This window comes from Enterobacter sp. 2VL (assembly GCF_005503595.1).
Taxonomy (GTDB): domain Bacteria; phylum Pseudomonadota; class Gammaproteobacteria; order Enterobacterales; family Enterobacteriaceae; genus Enterobacter; species Enterobacter cancerogenus.
Genome location: NZ_SCNE01000001.1, coordinates 197279 through 214952, shown reverse-complemented (window position 1 = coordinate 214952; position 17674 = coordinate 197279). Strand labels below are relative to the sequence as shown.

The following is a 17674-nucleotide window of genomic DNA, read 5'->3' as shown; positions in this document are numbered from 1 at the left end:
ATGTCTCGCTGTGAAGGCCGGTTTAGCTGTCGCGCCAGCCCAGTGCCGGTGCAACATGCTTAAGAATGGATTCAATAACATGCGCATTGTAATCCACACCCAGCTGGTTTGGCACGGTCAGCAACAGAGTATCCGCTTCAGCGATGGCTTCGTCCTGTTTCAGCTGATCAATCAGCTTGTCAGGCTCCGCTGCATAGCTACGACCAAAGATCGCACGCGTTTTTTCATCGAGGAAGCCCACGCTGTCGCTGTCGTTGCGGCTTGCACCAAAGTAGCTCCGGTCACGATCGTTCATCAGGGCAAAGATGCTGCGGCTCACCGACACGCGCGGCGTCCGGGTATGCCCGGCTTGCGCCCATGCCTCGCGGTAGGCACGGATCTGTTTTGCCTGTTGAATATGGAACGGCTCGCCGGTTTCATCATCTTTCAGCGTCGAACTTTGCAGGTTCATACCCAGCTGAGCGGCCCACACCGCCGTGGCATTCGAGCCTGCCCCCCACCAGATTCGGTCGCGTAAACCTTCAGAGTGGGGTTCCAGACGCAACAGTCCCGGCGGGTTCGGGAACATCGGCTGCGGGTTAGGTTTCGCAAAGCCTTCCCCACGCAGCGCCTCAAGCAGTACCTCGGTGTGGCGGCGCGCCATATCCGACTCGTTTTCGCCTTCCTGCGGCACGTAGCCAAAATAGCGCCAGCCGTCGATCACCTGCTCCGGTGAGCCGCGGCTGATGCCCAGCTGCAGGCGACCGCCGGAAATCAGATCCGCCGCGCTCGCCTCCTCGGCCATATACATCGGGTTTTCATAACGCATATCGATAACGCCCGTGCCAATCTCGATCCGTTTGGTTTTCGCGCCAATGGCGGCCAGCAATGGGAACGGCGAGCTGAGCTGGCGGGCAAAGTGGTGCACGCGGAAATACGCGCCGTCAGCGCCAAGCTCTTCGGCCGCAACGGCCAGATCGATGGATTGCAGCAGCGTGTCCGCCGCAGAACGGGTGGCAGACTGCGCCGACGGCGTCCAGTGACCAAATGACAAAAAGCCGATCTTTTTCATAACGCGTATCCTGGTTAAAACGGGTTTCCCCCACTTTACGCATTCCATGATGAGAATAAATACCGTTTCTTTCACTGACCAGGTCAAATAAATTGACGGACCGATCGTGACGCTTATCACGTGCCAGCCACCAGCCCCAGATAGGCGTTCACTGCTGCACTCGGCTCCTGCTTACGACTGATAAGTACAAGGTTGGCGGTGAAATCGGGCTCGTTCAAAGGACGATAAACCAGCCCCGGGATGTTCACCTGCTGAAGCGGGGCCGGGATCAACGCCAGCCCTAACCCGGTCGCCGCCATCGCCAGAATACTCAGCGTACTGCCGGAGCGGTACGCCACATGACACTGCTCTCCGAGCTTTTGAGTCAGCATGATAAACAGATGCTCATGCGCATCATGCGCGTCGTAAAGCACAAGCGGCTTCCCGGCCAGCATTCCAATGGTCAAACAGGGGTGCTGAGCGAGTGGGTGATCGTCCGTCATCGCGACAAGGAACTCCCAGGCTCCGATGCGCCGGGCGTGAATTTCCGGTGCTGAAAGCGTGCTGCTTATCGGGGTATACCCGATATCCAACTGTCCGGCACGAATCGCCTCGACCTGGTTCTGCGGGCCCACTTCCTGAATCATGAGCTCAGCGTCAGGAAAACGTTGATGAAAAAGGCGCAGGTCTGCAATCAACCTTCCGCTGAAAATAGCATTGCCTGCGAACCCTACCCGTACCCGCCCCGTTTCGCCACGCATGGCGCGCGCCACGGTCAATTTCGCGTGCTCCGCCTGTTCGAGCGTGCGCCGGGCTTCGGTCATAAAAAGTTCTCCGGCATCAGTCAGTTCGACCCGGCGACTAGTGCGCACAAACAGCGGGCCACCCAGTTCTGCTTCCAGGGCTTTGATCTGCATGCTCAGGGCCGGTTGCACGATATTCATTTTTTCTGCCGCCCGACCGAAATGGCCCTCTTGCACGACTGCCAGAAAATAACGCAGATGGCGAAGCTCCATACCCACCTCATCGATAATTAAAAATGATTAATCAGTCATATCTATATATTTCATTTTAGCGTGTTATGGCGTCAAACTGCATCCATCCCATAACAGGAGGAAACACAATGCGTAATCTGGAAAATGACAGACATCAACTCAGTGATTTAATGAATGGTTGGATGCACCGGGACCTTGGCGAATGGCATGCGCTGCGTGAGCTTTTCCATCCCGACGGCACGATTGAGATCACCTGGTTTGAAGGACTGGCGAGCGACTTTGTCGACGGCTCTATGCGCATGGGCGCATCTGATCTGCGCACCAAACATTTTATCGCGACGCCTGCCGTGACGTTTAATGCTGAAGGGACTAAAGCGATCCTTGAAACCAACGCGATGATCGTGGCTGAAAATGTGAAGCTCAATATTGGCTGCGAATGCCACAACCGTTTCTACGATCTGGCCGAAAAACGCGACGGCGTCTGGAAGCTCTTTCACCGCCAGAGTATCTACGACATGGGCACGTTCACCTTCCCGCTGGGCCCGGTGGAGATAGATCGCACTGTCGTTGCAAAATACCCGCGTGAATATGCCACCCTCGCCTACCTGCTTGAGCAAAGTGGTTTTCCTCTCGGACGAGTATTTGCCACACGCGGCAGCGATCTGGAAGCGAAAATGAAGGCCGACGGTCAGCGCTGGCTCGCAGCCTGAGCGCGATAACCGGGATCCCGTTACCTTTCTGCGGACTTATGCGATATATTTGCGGCCTGAACTCAATCGCAGGTAATCACTGAAATGGCTCTGATCCCCAAAAACTACGCGCGGCTGGAAAGCGGCTACCGCGAGAAAGCGCTCAAAATTTACCCGTGGGTGTGCGGGCGCTGCTCGCGGGAATTTGTTTACTCCAACCTTCGCGAGTTAACAGTCCATCATATCGATCACGATCACACCAATAACCCGGAAGATGGCAGTAACTGGGAGCTGTTGTGCCTGTTTTGTCACGACCATGAACACTCGAAGTACACCGAAGCGGATCAGTACGGCACCACCGTGGTGGCGGGTGAAGATGCGCAGAAAGATGTCGGCGAAGCGACCTACAACCCTTTCGCGGATTTAAAGTCGTTGATGAATAAAAAGAAATAACCTCTCCGCGTGCGTCAGGCAACGACACTGCCTGAGATTGGGCAGTGTCATCTTCGCAATCCCATGGTGTGGTTAGAGTCCCCCCGGCGTTCCCCATACTTAGCAGGTAAAAGCGCGCTCTTTCGCCAGCAGGAAAGGCCGTAAATAGGCCACGGTGTTGGACAGCGGTATGACATCGTCGCTGAGCTTAATCTTAAGCACGTCAGTGAGATAACGTTTGCGGGCCTCTATCCTTGCCCACAGCTCGGGATAAGCGCGCCGGATCTCGGCCTGCAACTGAGCGTCAGCCAGTGCAATGCTCTCTTCAGCACTGACGCCGGTATAGCCCTTCACGGAAGGGATGATATCGATTTGCACAATCATGCCGCTTTTCAGGGTTTGCGTTGAGCCGCTAAACACAGGCGATGACATCCACTCTTCTTCCGCGCTGAGATGGCCCGGATTCAGATGCCAGCCATATTTGTGTTTAGGCAGAACGGATTCGATAAGCGCATAAAGCGCCCCGCCCACCATGCCAACGTGAATATGTTCAAGCCAGGTGACGACCGCGGCGAAATAGGGTTTTGCGATGCGGTCGAGATAGTCTTTTTGCGTTTCCGGCAGCTCACTTTCATCTGCGATGACAAATCCGGTGCGGCTGGACAACCCACCCCGAAAGCCGGTCGTCATGGACAGCGGCTGGCCGCGCTCAACGGGCTTAAACGTGGGATAAAGGTTGGCCTTTTCAAAACGTGTCCCGGCGGCGGCGATGGTGACAACCGTATTATATTGCCCCTGCGCGGCCAGATAGCTGCCGAGTTCCGCCTCCCGAATGCCGGGTTCTACCGCATTCATGGCGTTCAGCATGCAGGTAGACGCCAGATTTGCGCCATATTCATAGTGCGCAATTTCATTCGCGTTGTTGATGGTGCGCACGCCGTTATCCCCGCCGATAAACAGTGAGGTGGCGTTTTCAATGCTTGCATTCGCCCCGGCAGACTCACGCACAGCATCAACGATAAACGACGGGATATCAAACAACTGTTTATTGTCTGTCACGGCTGCGGTGAACATTTTCCAGCCGACCAGCCCGATCCGGGCCATGTCCGACAACCCGACCTCGCGGAAAAGGGCGTCGAGCGGTTTTTCGTTGTCCATGGGCTGGTTGGGCAGTGAGAAATAAGGACTGTGTTTCAGGCTCACCGGGATGCGTGAATGGGCGGCCATTTTGAGATTTTCATTGCCAAGGATTGCGGTCGCCTCCCCGCGCTGCGTCAGGATCAGCAGGCCCTCTTCGAAACGCGGAATGAAACCGGTCAGGTACTCAAAATTGCTGCCATGCTCTTTATCGGCATAAATCATCAGGGCATCAAACCCCTCCTCATGCATGCGCGCAAGAATCTTCGCCTTACGCGACGCCAGGGTGTCATCCGTAAGCGGGACGGGCGCCACATCCGGGAATGTCTCGGGTGCTTCCGTAATCTGCAACTGCACTGCCTTATAATCCATTCTTCTACCCTCACGATCTGCGCTAAACGACGTTTTATCATGCCGTAGTACCCGTCACATAGCTAACCCGATAAACAAAAGGGTGATAAAAGTCACTTCATACACACATCAAAATGACTTAACCCAGAAAATGAAATTCACTATGAACACACTATGCATTGACTTTGCTTTCTCTTGATATCATATTTTACAGCACAAATTAACAAGACACATTCTGGAGGACGTTTTCTATGCCAACCCGTGATTATCCCGACAAACGGACGGCGCGCGGTTTAGCAAAGGAGGCTGACCTGAAAATGTTGAGCGCACGCATCGATGCTGCCCTGATGGAATACGTCAGGACGACCGCGTATGAAACGCGCAAGAGCAAGCAGGAAATTGTGGCGGAGGCGCTGGCGCTGCACAGGCAGAGCCGTCAGGTGGCGACCGGGGCGAAATAAGCCCGTGCGCCCGTCAGAAAAAAGCCCGGTGAAAGATCGCCGGGCTTATATCGGCACGCTTAACTCGACAGGGAATTCAGGGCATCCAGCGCCTCAGGTGGAAGCTCAAGGTCCGCGCTGGCAAGATTTTGCCGCAGATGCGCCACGGACGAGGTGCCCGGGATAAGCAGGATGTTTGGGGAACGTTGCAGTAACCATGCCAGCGCAACCTGCATCGGCGTTGCCCCCAGCGTATCGGCGACCGATTGCAGCCCGGACGATTGCAGCGGCGTAAAGCCCCCGAGCGGGAAGAACGGCACGTAGGCTATCCCCTGCTGCGCAAGGGAATCCACCAGCGCATCATCGCCGCGGTTAACAATGTTATACATGTTTTGCACGCAGACGATGGTTGCGAGGCTCTGCGCTTCGGCAACCTGCGCGGCGGTGACATTACTCAAACCGATGTGTCTTACCAGCCCCTGCTGCTGAAGCTCTGCAAGCGTGCTCAGCGGTTCGGCAATTGAGCCTTCCGCCGGACCGTGCGCGCTGAACATGATCCGCAGGTTCACCACGTCCAGTACGTCCAGCTTAAGGTTACGCAAATTATCGTGTACCGCCTGCGTCAGTTCCGCAGCGGAAAACGCCGGCAGCCAGGAAGCATCCTCCCCACGGCGAGCCCCAATCTTGGTCACGATAGTCAGATCGTCCCGGTACGGGTGCAGCGCCTCGCGGATAAGCTGGTTGGTCACGTGCGGCCCGTAAAAATCACTGGTATCAATGTGATTGACGCCGGCTGCTACCGCTTCGCGAAGCACCTCCAGCGCGGCTTGTTTATCCTTCGGGGGGCCAAACACCCCCGGCCCGGCGAGCTGCATTGCACCATAACCCAGCCGTTTAACCGTACGCGTGCCAAGCGTAAACGTCCCGCTTTTATCAATGCTGCTCATGCTGACCTTCCTCATAAAAATGACTCGGATTTACAACAGGTTCCGTATGGAAACCATTAGTTAAGCAATAGTTAATTAAAGTTTAAAGGGGCTACGACGATAGTAATTATGCAACCCCTGCATCCTAATGGACGACCGCTATGCTGAAAAACCTGCACGTGATCACCGGTATTCTCTTTGCTCTCACCATATTCTGTCTGCTGCAAGTTGTCACGGGAGGCTTGTTCTATTCCGCCGTGAGCAACGACCGTCATAATTTCCAGAACTCCGGGGTACTTAACGCCCAACAGGAGAGCCTGAGCGACAGCGTGAATACGCTGGTGAAAACACGCGTGACCGTCACCCGCGTGGCGATCCGCTATCTGAAAAACCAGCGCGACCCGGCGTCTCTTGCCGCGATCAACACCCTGCTGGGTACCGCCAGCGACTCACTGGTTAAGGCCGAAACGTATCACAACGACTGGCAGAAAATGCCGCAGGTTAAGGGCCAGAACGCGGCCTTAACCGAGGAGATGCAGGCCGCCTGGAAGCAGATGCATGAGGTGATGCGTTTGTCGATTGCGTACCTGCGTGCAGACAATTACCAGGCTTATGGCGATCTTGATGCGCAACAGGCGCAGGATAATATGGAGGCCGTCTACACTCGCTGGCGCGCTGAAAACAATACCCTGCTTAAGGCCGCCGCCGTTGAGAACCAGAGCAGCTTTACCCAGATGCAGTGGACGCTGGGGGCGATCCTGCTGGCGGTGATTGCCGTGCTGATTGTCATCTGGCAGGGGCTGCAGCGCATGCTGTTAAAACCGCTCAACACCATTATGAACCATATTCGTACCATCGCGAGCGGCGATTTGACACAGACCCTTCACCTCTCCGGGCGTAACGAAATGGGCCAGCTCGCAGCCGGTCTGCACGAGATGCAGCAGTCGCTGATCGGCACGGTGAGCGCCGTTCGCGGAAGCACGGACGCCATTTATACCGGGGCGGGCGAAATAGCCGCCGGCAGCAACGATCTCTCGGCCCGGACCGAGCAGCAGGCTGCCTCGCTGGAAGAGACGGCTGCCAGCATGGAGCAGCTGACCGCCACGGTGAAACAGAACTCCGACAACGCCCGACAGGCGACGCTGCTGGCGAAGAACGCCTCTGAAACCGCTGCACGTGGGGGGCAGGTCGTGGATAACGTCGTACGCACCATGACCAACATTGCCGACAGCTCGCGGCAAATTGCGGATATTACCGGCGTCATTGACAGCATCGCCTTCCAGACCAATATTCTGGCGCTGAACGCGGCGGTCGAGGCCGCACGCGCGGGCGAACAGGGTCGGGGTTTTGCCGTGGTCGCGGGCGAAGTTCGCACCTTAGCCAGCCGCAGTGCGCAGGCGGCAAAAGAGATCAAAGGGCTTATCGAGAACTCGGTCAACCGGGTAAACACCGGTTCAGACCAGGTGAGCGAGGCGGGTGCGACCATGAAAGAGATCGTCGCGGCGGTCACCCGCGTGACCGATATCATGGGCGAGATTTCATCCGCCTCTGACGAGCAAAGCCGCGGTATTGAGCAGGTAAGCCTGGCGGTGTCTCAGATGGATAGCGTGACACAGCAAAACGCCGCGCTGGTGCAGGAGTCCGCCACCGCAGCCGCCGCGCTGGAAGATCAGTCCGGGCAGTTACGTCAGGCCGTGGCAGCTTTTCGCCTGAACGTGCAGGAGACGGTTGCCCCACGTCCGACCGGGGTGAAAACACCTCAGCTGTTGCGCCCGGCGACGGCCACGGCAAATGCCGCAGACGCCAACTGGGGAACCTTCTGACATATGCGCCCGCAGACACAATAATGCCAATGAACCGGGGCGTGTTGCGCCAGCATGCCCCGCTCCGAGCCCTGCGCTAGCGGCTACGCTTGGCGTGACGTTCCCAGTTTTCGTGCTTCGCCTCTTCGGATTTGCGCAGCGAGACGTAACACGCCCCGCTGCCGCCGTGGTGCGGTTGCGCTTCACAGAATGCCTGCACGTCGTCGAATTCGGTCAACCAGCGCGCCAGATAGCTGCGCACCACGTTGGGATGGGCGTTTTGCTCGCGCCCTTTACCGTGGATGATAATCAGATTGCGCAAGCCATCGCGACCGGCCTGGCGAATAAAGGAATAGAGCATCTGGCGGCAGCGTTCGACGGGCTGGCGCAGCAGGGTCAGGCTGGCCTGACGGGAGTATTTCCCCGCACGCAGTTTCTCAATCACGCCCTGCTGGACCCCATCACGCTTAAACGCCAGCGGCTCCTCAAGCGGAAGCAGTTCCAGGAACCCAAGCGTCAGAAAGTTATCCAGCTGCTCGGTATCAATATCCTGCCGCTCCCGCGTGTTGCGGTTGGCCTGCCAGTGTATGTCCGCACAGCGTTTCAGGGGCTGGACATCTTCCATGGCGTCTAAGAAAAGGGATTTATCTTCAGGATTCATGGAAATTCTCCGGCTGCATCTGAACATCTACTATACCTGCGCCAGTCGCGGGCCTCAATCTTCCGCTTTTGGCGGATTTCACCGATCCTTCATCGGGCAAATATAATTTTGGTGAATATATTAAATAACCGTTCACTAAATAATTTAAGTAAACTTAACTAAAATTTCAGCGCTAATGAAATGATAAATTTCAGTTAAAAAATCGTGAAATCAATCACTACTCTCTCTATCTTTTTAGCGGAAAACTGTTATAACTGATCAGACCTGCCGAAGGAATAAAACATGCGGGACTTGCGAATGGACGCACTGCTGTGTGTACTATAGGGTCTGTCTGATGTCGGACAGGCTCTGTTTTTTTTACTTATTTTATTTCGACACTCTTTATTGGCTTTTTATAGCGCTATGCGGGGCTCTGCCTGGCACCCGCGCAGTACAGGGTTTCGTGTCATAAGAATCGAGACAAATGAAAATGATTCGCAAATAATACCGATACGCATTATTCTTAGCGCGTTAAATACATTTTCCGCATTATGACAAATAACCTCTCCCTTGCTCGCTTATAAGCAAATGCATATTACGCAATCGTCTTCTGAAGCCGGATATCCTTTCCGATAAACGCCTGCTTATACATTAACTCGCTCTGCCTCATATTAATCAGCAATCGTGCTGACATGGGGTAATTGATGACTGCCCGTCAGGCAGAGTACCTCCAATTCGCTGGCCTCATCATGACGGCGTATCTTTTTAGGGGTATGGCTGGTGAGGCAACTGGCATGGTATCTTGTCGTCCTGCCGCCTGGACCGCATACGGACGAAGGACTGAAGATGCTGAGATTACTCGAAGATAAAATTGCGACGCCCCTCGGGCCGCTGTGGGTGATTGCGGATGAGCAATACCATCTGCGCACCGTTGAATGGGAAGAGCACAGCGACCGTATGGAAGCGTTGCTTAACATCCATTACCGCGCGCAGGGTTATGAGCGTGTATCTGCCACCAACCCGGGTGGCCTCAGCGATAAACTTACCGCCTGGTTCGAAGGCGAACTCGACATCATCAACGACCTGCCTACCGCCACGGGCGGAACGCCCTTCCAGCGCGAAGTCTGGCAGGCGCTGCGGTCTATTCCCTGCGGGCAGGTCATGCACTACGGCCAACTCGCGGAGCAGCTCGGTCGTGCGGGCGCAGCACGCGCGGTGGGTGCCGCTAACGGCTCGAATCCTGTCAGTATTGTGGTTCCCTGCCATCGCGTCATCGGACGCAACGGCACCATGACGGGCTATGCCGGTGGCGTGCAGCGTAAGGAGTGGTTACTGCGTCACGAAGGGTATCTTTTGCTGTAGAAACCAGGCTTTTAGTGCTTAATTTTCTTCCGGTTAGGCTAAAAATCCATAATCAAGCTGTGGAATTTCAAGAAGATGGCAACACGTTGGCGTCTCTTGTGTTTATTGGTCGTTTGTCAGGCTTACGTACTTACCAAAAAGATGTTAAAATTGACCAATATCAATTAAGGCTTGAGCAAACCTATGATCCCGGAAAAGCGAATTATACGACGCATTCAGTCTGGCGGTTGTGCTATCCATTGCCAGGATTGCAGCATCAGCCAGCTCTGTATCCCGTTTACTCTGAATGAGCATGAACTCGATCAGCTTGATAATATCATCGAGCGCAAAAAGCCGATTCAGAAAGGGCAGACGCTGTTTAAAGCGGGAGACGAACTGAAATCGCTCTATGCTATCCGCTCTGGCACCATTAAAAGCTACACCATCACCGAGCAAGGCGATGAGCAGATCACCGGCTTCCATCTGGCGGGCGACCTGGTAGGCTTTGATGCCATCGGTACTGGCCACCACCCGAGCTTTGCTCAGGCGCTGGAAACCTCTATGGTTTGCGAAATCCCGTTCGAAACGCTGGACGACCTGTCCGGGAAGATGCCTAACCTGCGCCAGCAGATGATGCGTCTGATGAGCGGTGAGATCAAAGGCGACCAGGATATGATCCTGCTGCTTTCTAAAAAGAATGCAGAAGAGCGCCTGGCTGCGTTTATCTATAACCTCTCCCGTCGTTTCGCAGAACGTGGTTTCTCCCCACGCGAATTCCGTCTGACGATGACGCGCGGCGATATCGGTAACTACCTCGGTCTGACCGTTGAAACCATCAGCCGCCTGCTGGGTCGTTTCCAGAAAAGCGGCATGCTGGCGGTAAAAGGCAAATACATCACCATCGAAAACGGTGAAGCGCTGGCGGTCCTCGCCGGACACGCCCGCAACGTGGCGTAACCGCTTCGCACGACGCCTGCCAGATCGATAAATCTTCGTAATTATTGATCTGGCAAAACTCTCCCCCCTGTTTCATTCAACATATATAGGTTACTCTTTTAATTACAGACTGTGGTGACAGTTGTAAGGAGACCTGTATGGCAAAGTATCAAAACATGCTGGTGGCCATCGATCCTAACCAGGACGATCAACCCGCTTTACGGCGTGCTGTGTATTTACATCAACGGATTGGCGGCAAAATTAAAGCGTTTTTGCCGATCTACGACTTCTCGTATGAGATGACCACCCTTCTGTCCCCTGACGAGCGTACCGCGATGCGTCAGGGCGTGATCGGCCAGCGTACCGCGTGGATCCGCGAACAGGCAAAATATTACCTGGACGCGGGCGTTCCCATCGACATCAAAGTGGTCTGGCACAACCGTCCCTTCGAAGCCATTATCCAGGAAGTGATCGCCGGTGGGCACGATCTCCTGCTGAAAATGACGCACCAGCACGACAAGCTCGAATCTGTGATCTTTACCCCTACCGACTGGCACCTGCTGCGTAAATGCCCTTGCCCGGTATGGATGGTGAAGGACCAGCCGTGGCCGGAAGGCGGGAAAGCTGTCGTGGCGGTCAACCTGGCAAGCGAAGAGGATTATCATAATTCCCTTAACGAGAAGCTGGTAAAAGAGACGCTTCACCTCGCCGAACAGGTCAACCATACCGAGGTACACCTGGTAGGCGCGTATCCCGTCACGCCGATCAATATTGCCATCGAGCTGCCTGAATTTGATCCCAGCGTCTATAACGACGCGATCCGCGGTCAGCATCTGCTGGCGATGAAAGCGTTGCGTCAGAAATTCAGCATCGATGAGAAAATGACCCACGTTGAAAAAGGGTTGCCTGAAGAGGTTATTCCTGACCTTGCCGAGCATCTGCAGGCCGGGATTGTGGTGCTGGGGACCATTGGCCGCACCGGTATTTCTGCCGCCTTCCTGGGTAATACCGCCGAACAGGTGATCGACCATCTGCGCTGTGACCTGCTGGTCATTAAACCGGATGAGTATCAGACGCCGGTTGAACTGGACGATGAAGAAGACGATTGACCCCTAAATAAAAGCCCGCCGGTAAAGGCGGGCTTTTTTATTACGCTTCGCTCAACCGTTGCGCAGGTGCCTCGTCTACGGCATCCATCCAGGGCGCGTGGAGAACCATGCTCGGCAGCGCCAGCTTGATCTCCTGCTGGTTCAGCCCCTCCAGAATACGGATATTAATCTCCTGCTGAATATCCATGTATTTATTGTAATCCGCTGTATCAACGATATGGACCACCTCAAAGGTCAGGCGATCGCGATCGAAGCCCAGGAAATGGGCGCGGTCAAACTTCGTCTCACCGACGTCGGTAATAATCTGTTTGACCATCTCACCGACAGAACGCAGTTTGTCCGGCGCCGTATCGCTGGCGACACCGAAGGTAAAAACGATTCGCCGCGTTTGCATACGCTTATAGTTATGCAGCGTCTGTTGCAGCAGGATGGCGTTTCCGCAGACAATCTGCTCCCCGCTCAGGCTGCGGATACGGGTGGTTTTCAGACCAATGTGCTCTACCGTCCCCGCGACATCGTTGAACACCACAAAATCGCCAATTTCGAAGGGTTTATCAAAACCGATAGACAGTGAGGCAAAGACATCGCTCAGGATTGTCTGCACCGCGAGGGCGATGGCAATACCCCCTACCCCAAGGCTGGCAACCAGAGCAGTGATGTTGACGCCCGCGTTAGCAAGAATAGACAGCAGCATCACTGACCAGACAATGGCACGGAGGATAAGCCCCGTGATCACCAGCGTCACCGGATTTTTATGGCTCCCCGGCACCAGCATGACGTGATGAAGCCACGACACCACCCCCTTATCCATCCATAGCGCCACCTGGATCGCGAAGACCAGGAACCAGGCGTGGCTCACGGTGCCAAAGAGATGGTCGGGTAAGTCGATGAAACGCAGGCTGAACAACAGTGCCACGATAAACAGCAAGATGCGGCTGGTGCGGTTAAGCATGTCCGTCAGGATAAAGCGCATCCGATTGGTGGTGGGGTGCTTGTCGCCCCAGGTGGTGATCCCTTTCTTTACGAAGGCGATCAGGCGCGTCAGCAGCCAGTACACCAGCAGCGTCACAAAGACCACCGTGGCGACGCCTATCCAGAAAGACGGCGTCATCATCAGCTCGATGATGTCGAAGCGGGACAAAAATCGCATTACACCTCCTCATATTACACAAAGGGTAAAGTATAGACAGAGGAGAAAAGCTGGCCGCAGAAATAAGAAAACCGCCCCTGAGGGCGGTTTGTCAGGATGAAGCAGAATTACAGCGCTTTCAGAATCGCATCCACGCTGGCCTTGGCGTCGCCAAACAGCATATGGGTGTTCTCTTTGAAGAACAGCGGGTTCTGTACGCCAGCATAGCCGGTGTTCATTGAGCGTTTAAAGACAATGACGTTCTGTGCCTTCCACACTTCCAGAACCGGCATACCGGCAATCGGACTACGCGGATCGTCCTGCGCTGCCGGGTTTACGGTGTCGTTAGCGCCAATTACCAGCACGGTGTCGGTATCGGCGAAATCATCGTTGATTTCATCCATCTCCAGCACGATGTCGTAAGGCACCTTGGCTTCCGCCAGCAGCACGTTCATGTGGCCCGGCAGACGCCCGGCGACCGGGTGAATCCCAAAGCGAACCTTGATCCCGCGCGCGCGCAGCCTCTCGGTGATTTCCGCCACCGGGTACTGTGCCTGTGCAACCGCCATGCCGTAGCCCGGGGTGATGATCACCGAATGGGCGTTTTTCAGCATCTCTGCGGTGTCTTCTGCGGAAATCTCGCGGTGCTCGCCCACTTCTTCATCAGAACCGGTAGAAGAACCGTCAGTACCAAAGCCACCCGCGATGACGCTGATAAACGAGCGGTTCATCGCTTTACACATGATGTAGGACAGGATCGCACCGGAAGAACCCACCAGCGCACCGGTGACGATCAGCAGGTCGTTGCTTAACATAAAGCCCGCCGCTGCCGCTGCCCAGCCCGAATAGGAGTTCAGCATCGATACCACGACCGGCATATCTGCCCCACCGATGGAGGCCACCAGATGCCAGCCAAACGCCAGCGCGATGATAGTCATCACCAGCAGCGCCAGAACCTGCACGCCCACGCTTTCGGTCTGCACGAAGATCAGCAGCAACACAAAGGATACGACCAGCGCCGCCAGGTTCAGTTTGTGACGGTTAGGCAACATCAGCGGTTTTGAGGAAATTTTGCCGCGCAGTTTGCCAAAGGCCACAATTGAACCGGTAAAGGTGACCGCACCGATGAAGATCCCAAGGAACACTTCGGTCAGGTGAATGTTTACCAGAATCGGCTCCATCCCCGGTTCGTGATACAGGTAGCTGTTGAAGCCCACCAGCACCGCCGCCAGCCCGACAAAGCTGTGCAGGATCGCCACCAGCTCTGGCATTTCGGTCATTTCAACGCGTTTTGCCAGGCGAATACCAATCGCCCCGCCGATGATCATCGCCACCAGGATCCACGCAACGTTGCCGGTATCCGGCCCGAAGATGGTGGCAATCAGCGCAATCGCCATCCCGGCGATACCAAAATTATTTCCCTGCTGAGAGGTTTCGTGTTTGGAAAGCCCCGCCAGACTGAAAATAAACAGGATTGCAGCAACAATGTATGCGGCTGTTACTAATCCTCCAGACATATGCTACCCCTTAGCCTTTACGAAACATTTTCAGCATGCGCTGAGTGACGGTGAAACCACCGAAAATATTGATACTGGCGATCAGCACCGCGATAAAGCTCAGGAAGCTGATCCAGCCGCCGTGACCAATTTGCAGTAATGCCCCCACCACAATGATCCCCGAGATGGCGTTGGTAACGGACATCAGCGGCGTATGCAGCGCATGGGAGACGTTCCACACCACGTAGTAACCCACCACGCAGGAGAGCGCGAAGACGGTGAAGTGGCCGAGGAACTCTTTCGGCGCAACGTCGGCCAGCCAGCCAAACAGAATAATCACCAGCGCCATGATCGCGTATTTGCGCCACGGCGAGGCCGGTTTTGCGGGCTCTACAGGCTCAGGCGCGGCTTTAGGGGCGGCCTGAGGCTGGGCGGAAACCTGAATCGGTGGTGCAGGCCAGGTGATTTCACCGTCGCGTACCACCGTGACGCCGCGCACCACCACATCGTCGAAATCAACGGTGATGTTGCCGTCTTTCTCTTTGCAGAGCAGCTTCAGCAGGTTAACGAGGTTGGTGCCGTAAAGCTGGGAAGACTGCGTTGGCAGTCGGCCCGGCAGATCGGTATAGCCGATCACCTTCACGCCGTTGGCCGTGGTGATGACCTGATTCGGCACGGTGTATTCACAGTTCCCGCCGTTCTGCGCGGCCAGATCGACGATCACGCTGCCCGGGTTCATGCTGTCGACCATTTCACGGGTGATCAGCTTCGGTGCTGGTTTACCCGGAATCAGCGCGGTGGTGACGATAATATCGACCTCTTTTGCCTGCGCGGCAAAGAGCGCCATTTCCGCCTTGATAAAGGCTTCGGACATTACCTTCGCGTAGCCGTCACCGCTGCCCGCCTCTTCCTTGAAGTCCAGCTCAAGGAATTCGGCACCCATACTTTGTACCTGTTCTTTCACTTCCGGACGGGTATCAAACGCACGGACGATAGCGCCGAGGCTGTTGGCTGCCCCGATTGCTGCCAGGCCCGCCACGCCCGCACCAATCACCATCACTTTTGCTGGCGGCACTTTGCCCGCAGCGGTGATCTGACCGGTAAAGAAGCGACCAAATTCGTGAGCGGCTTCGACGATCGCGCGGTAACCGGCGATGTTGGCCATCGAACTTAAGGCATCCAGCGACTGCGCGCGTGAGATGCGTGGCACAGAGTCCATCGCCATTACGGTCACACCGCGTGCGGCCAGTTTCTCCATCAGTTCCGGATTCTGAGCAGGCCAGAGGAAGCTCACCAGCGTCGTGCCCGCGTTAAGCAGCCCGATCTCACTCTCTTCAGGTGCATTCACCTTGAGAATGATTGGTGATTGCCAGACTTCCGCGCCGTCTACGACTTCTGCGCCAGCCTGAATAAAGGCCTCGTCATCGAAACTTGCCAGCTTGCCCGCGCCGCGTTCAACCGCGACGGTAAAACCCAGTTTAAGCAGTTGCTCCACCGTCTTCGGTGTTGCCGCTACGCGGGTCTCATTGGCTAACCGTTCTTTTGGTACCCCAATACGCATAGTTTTCCCTTCCATCGGTTATTGATGATGGTTTGTCGATAAATGACCGCGGCTTGTATCATTTTTCGCCACCGACATAGCGTCGAAAAATGAATCACCCCGGAAAATAAAACAGTAACAAACTTTCTATAACCTACTGAAAATAGCGCCTGTGATCTACCGCCATAAAACACTATTTCTTATTTTATCTGTCAAAAATAAGCGATCGGCGTCACTGACAGGGATATTTACCTTAAATTCATCGCGAAGACCGATAAATCGCGCAAGCGAAGCGGTAAAAACATGATATAGCGCCATAAGAGAACAACTTATTAACATTAAATTAACTTGTAAAAGTCATATGCTTTATCAGTTTTGCTTGTCAAACGTCTGTTTTTTCAACATATCACTAAATGTTATCGAATTGGGTCACGCCGTGAGCACAGGCTGTGAAAAATGGCGCAGACAGCGACGGGTTTTAAATGCCATAATCGGAACCGTCTCAAATTAACAACAATACCAGTACATGGTTTGCGCAAGGCGAAGGATTATTTTTATGAAGCTTAAGAACACACTCCTGGCGTCCGCACTTCTTTCTGCGACCGCCCTGTCTGCGAATGCCGCGACAGAGTTAACGCCGGAGCAAGCGGCAGCGTTAAAACCTTTTGACCAGACGGTCATTGTGGGTCGTTACAACTCCATTGGCGACGCCGTTGCCGCCGCATCAAAAGCCGCCGATAAAAAAGGCGCAGCCTCGTTTTACGTTCTTGATCAATCCGATCAGGGCAACAGCGGCAACCAGCGCGTGACCATTGCGCTGTTCAAAGAAGATGCCCCGAAAGCGGACGCGCCGACAAACCGCGTCATTAACGGTATCGTTGAGCTGCCAAAAGATCAGGCGATTGAGCTTGAGCCTTACGACACCGTTACCGTTCAGGGCTTCTATCGCAGCCAGCCTGAGGTGAATGATGTCATCACCAAAGCGGCGAAAGCGAAAGGGGCTTACGCGTTCTATATCGTGCGTCAGGTCGATGCCAACCAGGGCGGCAACCAGCGCATCACCGCATTCATCTATAAACAAGATGCGAAAAAACGCGTACTGCAAAGCCCGGATGCCATCCCTGCTGATTCTGATGCCGGTCGCGCAGCGCTGGCGAAAGGCGGCGAAGAGGCGAAGAAAGTCGAAATCCCGGGCGTTGCTACCTCTGCAGCCCCAAGCGCTGAAGTGGGTCGTTTCTTTGAAACGCAAACCACTAAAGGTGGACGTTACGCTGTCACGCTGCCGGATGGAACAAAAATTGAAGAGCTGAACAACGCCACTGCTGCACAGATGGTGCCGTTCGACAGCGTCAAATTCACCGGCAACTACGGCAACATGACGGAAGTCTCTTATCAGGTGGCGAAGCGTGCCGCGAAGAAAGGGGCCAAGTATTACCACATCACCCGCCAGTGGCAGGAACGTGGTAACAACGTGACCATAAGCGCCGACCTGTACAAGTAAGTAAAGGGTTTAGCAAAGGCGGCGCTAGCCGCCTTTTTTGTTACTTTTTTTCGAATTTCTGCCGCACATCATTGCATGCATTCGTGACACTCCGTAAAATCCCGCGCCTTAGTGTGATCCACCATTTTTATGCGCCTTAGCGAAATAATTATTCTGGATTTGGACCTTTCATAACAGGAA

General features: G+C 54.8%; 16 protein-coding genes. 8 read left to right on the top strand and 8 right to left on the bottom strand.

What is annotated here, in order from left to right:
- Positions 1 to 22: 22 nt before the first annotated feature.
- Both FFS28_RS01095 and FFS28_RS01090 read right to left on the bottom strand, forming a co-directional pair.
- Complete coding sequence (locus FFS28_RS01095; RefSeq protein ID WP_137848507.1) at positions 23 to 1051, bottom strand: LLM class flavin-dependent oxidoreductase; 1029 nt, start codon at positions 1049 to 1051, stop codon at positions 23 to 25.
- Positions 1052 to 1167: 116 nt separating this feature from the next.
- Entirely contained in the window at positions 1168 to 2046 is an 879-nt protein-coding gene (locus tag FFS28_RS01090; RefSeq protein ID WP_137848506.1) for a LysR substrate-binding domain-containing protein, read from the bottom strand.
- Between the two features lie 107 nt (positions 2047 to 2153).
- Here FFS28_RS01090 and FFS28_RS01085 point away from each other — a divergent pair, with 107 nt between their 5' ends.
- Together FFS28_RS01085 and yajD are read left to right on the top strand one after the other, a co-directional pair.
- Complete coding sequence (locus FFS28_RS01085; protein WP_137848505.1) at positions 2154 to 2735, top strand: nuclear transport factor 2 family protein; 582 nt, start codon at positions 2154 to 2156, stop codon at positions 2733 to 2735.
- Positions 2736 to 2819: 84 nt separating this feature from the next.
- Entirely contained in the window at positions 2820 to 3167 is a 348-nt protein-coding gene (gene yajD, locus FFS28_RS01080; RefSeq protein ID WP_006174999.1) for an HNH nuclease YajD, read from the top strand.
- A 99-nt stretch (positions 3168 to 3266) separates the two neighbouring features.
- Here yajD and FFS28_RS01075 read toward each other — a convergent pair whose 3' ends face one another.
- Complete coding sequence (locus tag FFS28_RS01075) at positions 3267 to 4655, bottom strand: M24 family metallopeptidase (protein WP_101737806.1); 1389 nt, start codon at positions 4653 to 4655, stop codon at positions 3267 to 3269.
- Between the two features lie 230 nt (positions 4656 to 4885).
- Between FFS28_RS01075 and FFS28_RS01070 the strand changes: the two genes are divergently transcribed.
- The gene (locus FFS28_RS01070) at positions 4886 to 5095 is read left to right on the top strand and encodes a hypothetical protein (RefSeq protein WP_101737807.1); all 210 of its coding nucleotides are present in this window, start codon (positions 4886 to 4888) and stop codon (positions 5093 to 5095) included.
- Between the two features lie 59 nt (positions 5096 to 5154).
- Here the strand turns inward: FFS28_RS01070 and FFS28_RS01065 are convergent, their stop codons facing one another.
- Positions 5155 to 6021, bottom strand: a complete 867-nt coding sequence (locus FFS28_RS01065; RefSeq protein WP_042319699.1) for an aldo/keto reductase family oxidoreductase — start codon at positions 6019 to 6021, stop codon at positions 5155 to 5157.
- A 140-nt stretch (positions 6022 to 6161) separates the two neighbouring features.
- On the opposite strand from FFS28_RS01065, the gene tcp reads away from it, so the two are divergent.
- Positions 6162 to 7823 (top strand): methyl-accepting chemotaxis citrate transducer, encoded by a 1662-nt coding sequence (gene tcp / locus FFS28_RS01060; RefSeq protein WP_137848504.1) that lies wholly within the window; start codon positions 6162 to 6164, stop codon positions 7821 to 7823.
- Between the two features lie 76 nt (positions 7824 to 7899).
- Here the strand turns inward: tcp and smrA are convergent, their stop codons facing one another.
- A complete protein-coding gene (gene smrA / locus FFS28_RS01055; protein WP_137848503.1) occupies positions 7900 to 8463 on the bottom strand; it encodes a DNA endonuclease SmrA in 564 nt (187 codons plus the stop codon).
- An 825-nt stretch (positions 8464 to 9288) separates the two neighbouring features.
- Here smrA and ogt point away from each other — a divergent pair.
- From ogt to uspE, 3 genes are all read left to right on the top strand, one after another.
- Positions 9289 to 9804, top strand: a complete 516-nt coding sequence (gene ogt / locus FFS28_RS01050; protein WP_137848502.1) for a methylated-DNA--[protein]-cysteine S-methyltransferase — start codon at positions 9289 to 9291, stop codon at positions 9802 to 9804.
- Positions 9805 to 9987: 183 nt separating this feature from the next.
- On the top strand, positions 9988 to 10740 hold the full coding sequence (gene fnr, locus FFS28_RS01045) for a fumarate/nitrate reduction transcriptional regulator Fnr (RefSeq protein WP_006174991.1): 753 nt from the start codon (positions 9988 to 9990) through the stop codon (positions 10738 to 10740).
- A gap of 137 nt (positions 10741 to 10877) precedes the next feature.
- Positions 10878 to 11828: a universal stress protein UspE gene (uspE, locus tag FFS28_RS01040; protein ID WP_006174990.1), complete on the top strand. Its 951-nt coding sequence runs from the start codon at positions 10878 to 10880 to the stop codon at positions 11826 to 11828.
- Positions 11829 to 11868: 40 nt separating this feature from the next.
- On the opposite strand, the gene FFS28_RS01035 is transcribed toward uspE, so the two are convergent.
- The 3 genes from FFS28_RS01035 to pntA all read right to left on the bottom strand — a co-directional run bounded on the left by FFS28_RS01035 (position 11869) and on the right by pntA (position 16014).
- Entirely contained in the window at positions 11869 to 12978 is a 1110-nt protein-coding gene (locus FFS28_RS01035) for a mechanosensitive ion channel family protein (protein WP_137848501.1), read from the bottom strand.
- 107 nt (positions 12979 to 13085) lie between these two features.
- Positions 13086 to 14474, bottom strand: coding sequence for a Re/Si-specific NAD(P)(+) transhydrogenase subunit beta (gene pntB, locus FFS28_RS01030; RefSeq protein WP_006174988.1), 1389 nt, complete (start codon positions 14472 to 14474; stop codon positions 13086 to 13088).
- Positions 14475 to 14484: 10 nt separating this feature from the next.
- Positions 14485 to 16014, bottom strand: coding sequence for a Re/Si-specific NAD(P)(+) transhydrogenase subunit alpha (gene pntA / locus FFS28_RS01025; protein ID WP_137848500.1), 1530 nt, complete (start codon positions 16012 to 16014; stop codon positions 14485 to 14487).
- Positions 16015 to 16549: 535 nt separating this feature from the next.
- On the opposite strand from pntA, the gene ydgH reads away from it, so the two are divergent.
- The gene (gene ydgH, locus FFS28_RS01015; protein ID WP_137848499.1) at positions 16550 to 17494 is read left to right on the top strand and encodes a DUF1471 family protein YdgH; all 945 of its coding nucleotides are present in this window, start codon (positions 16550 to 16552) and stop codon (positions 17492 to 17494) included.
- The last annotated feature ends 180 nt before the right edge of the window (positions 17495 to 17674 follow it).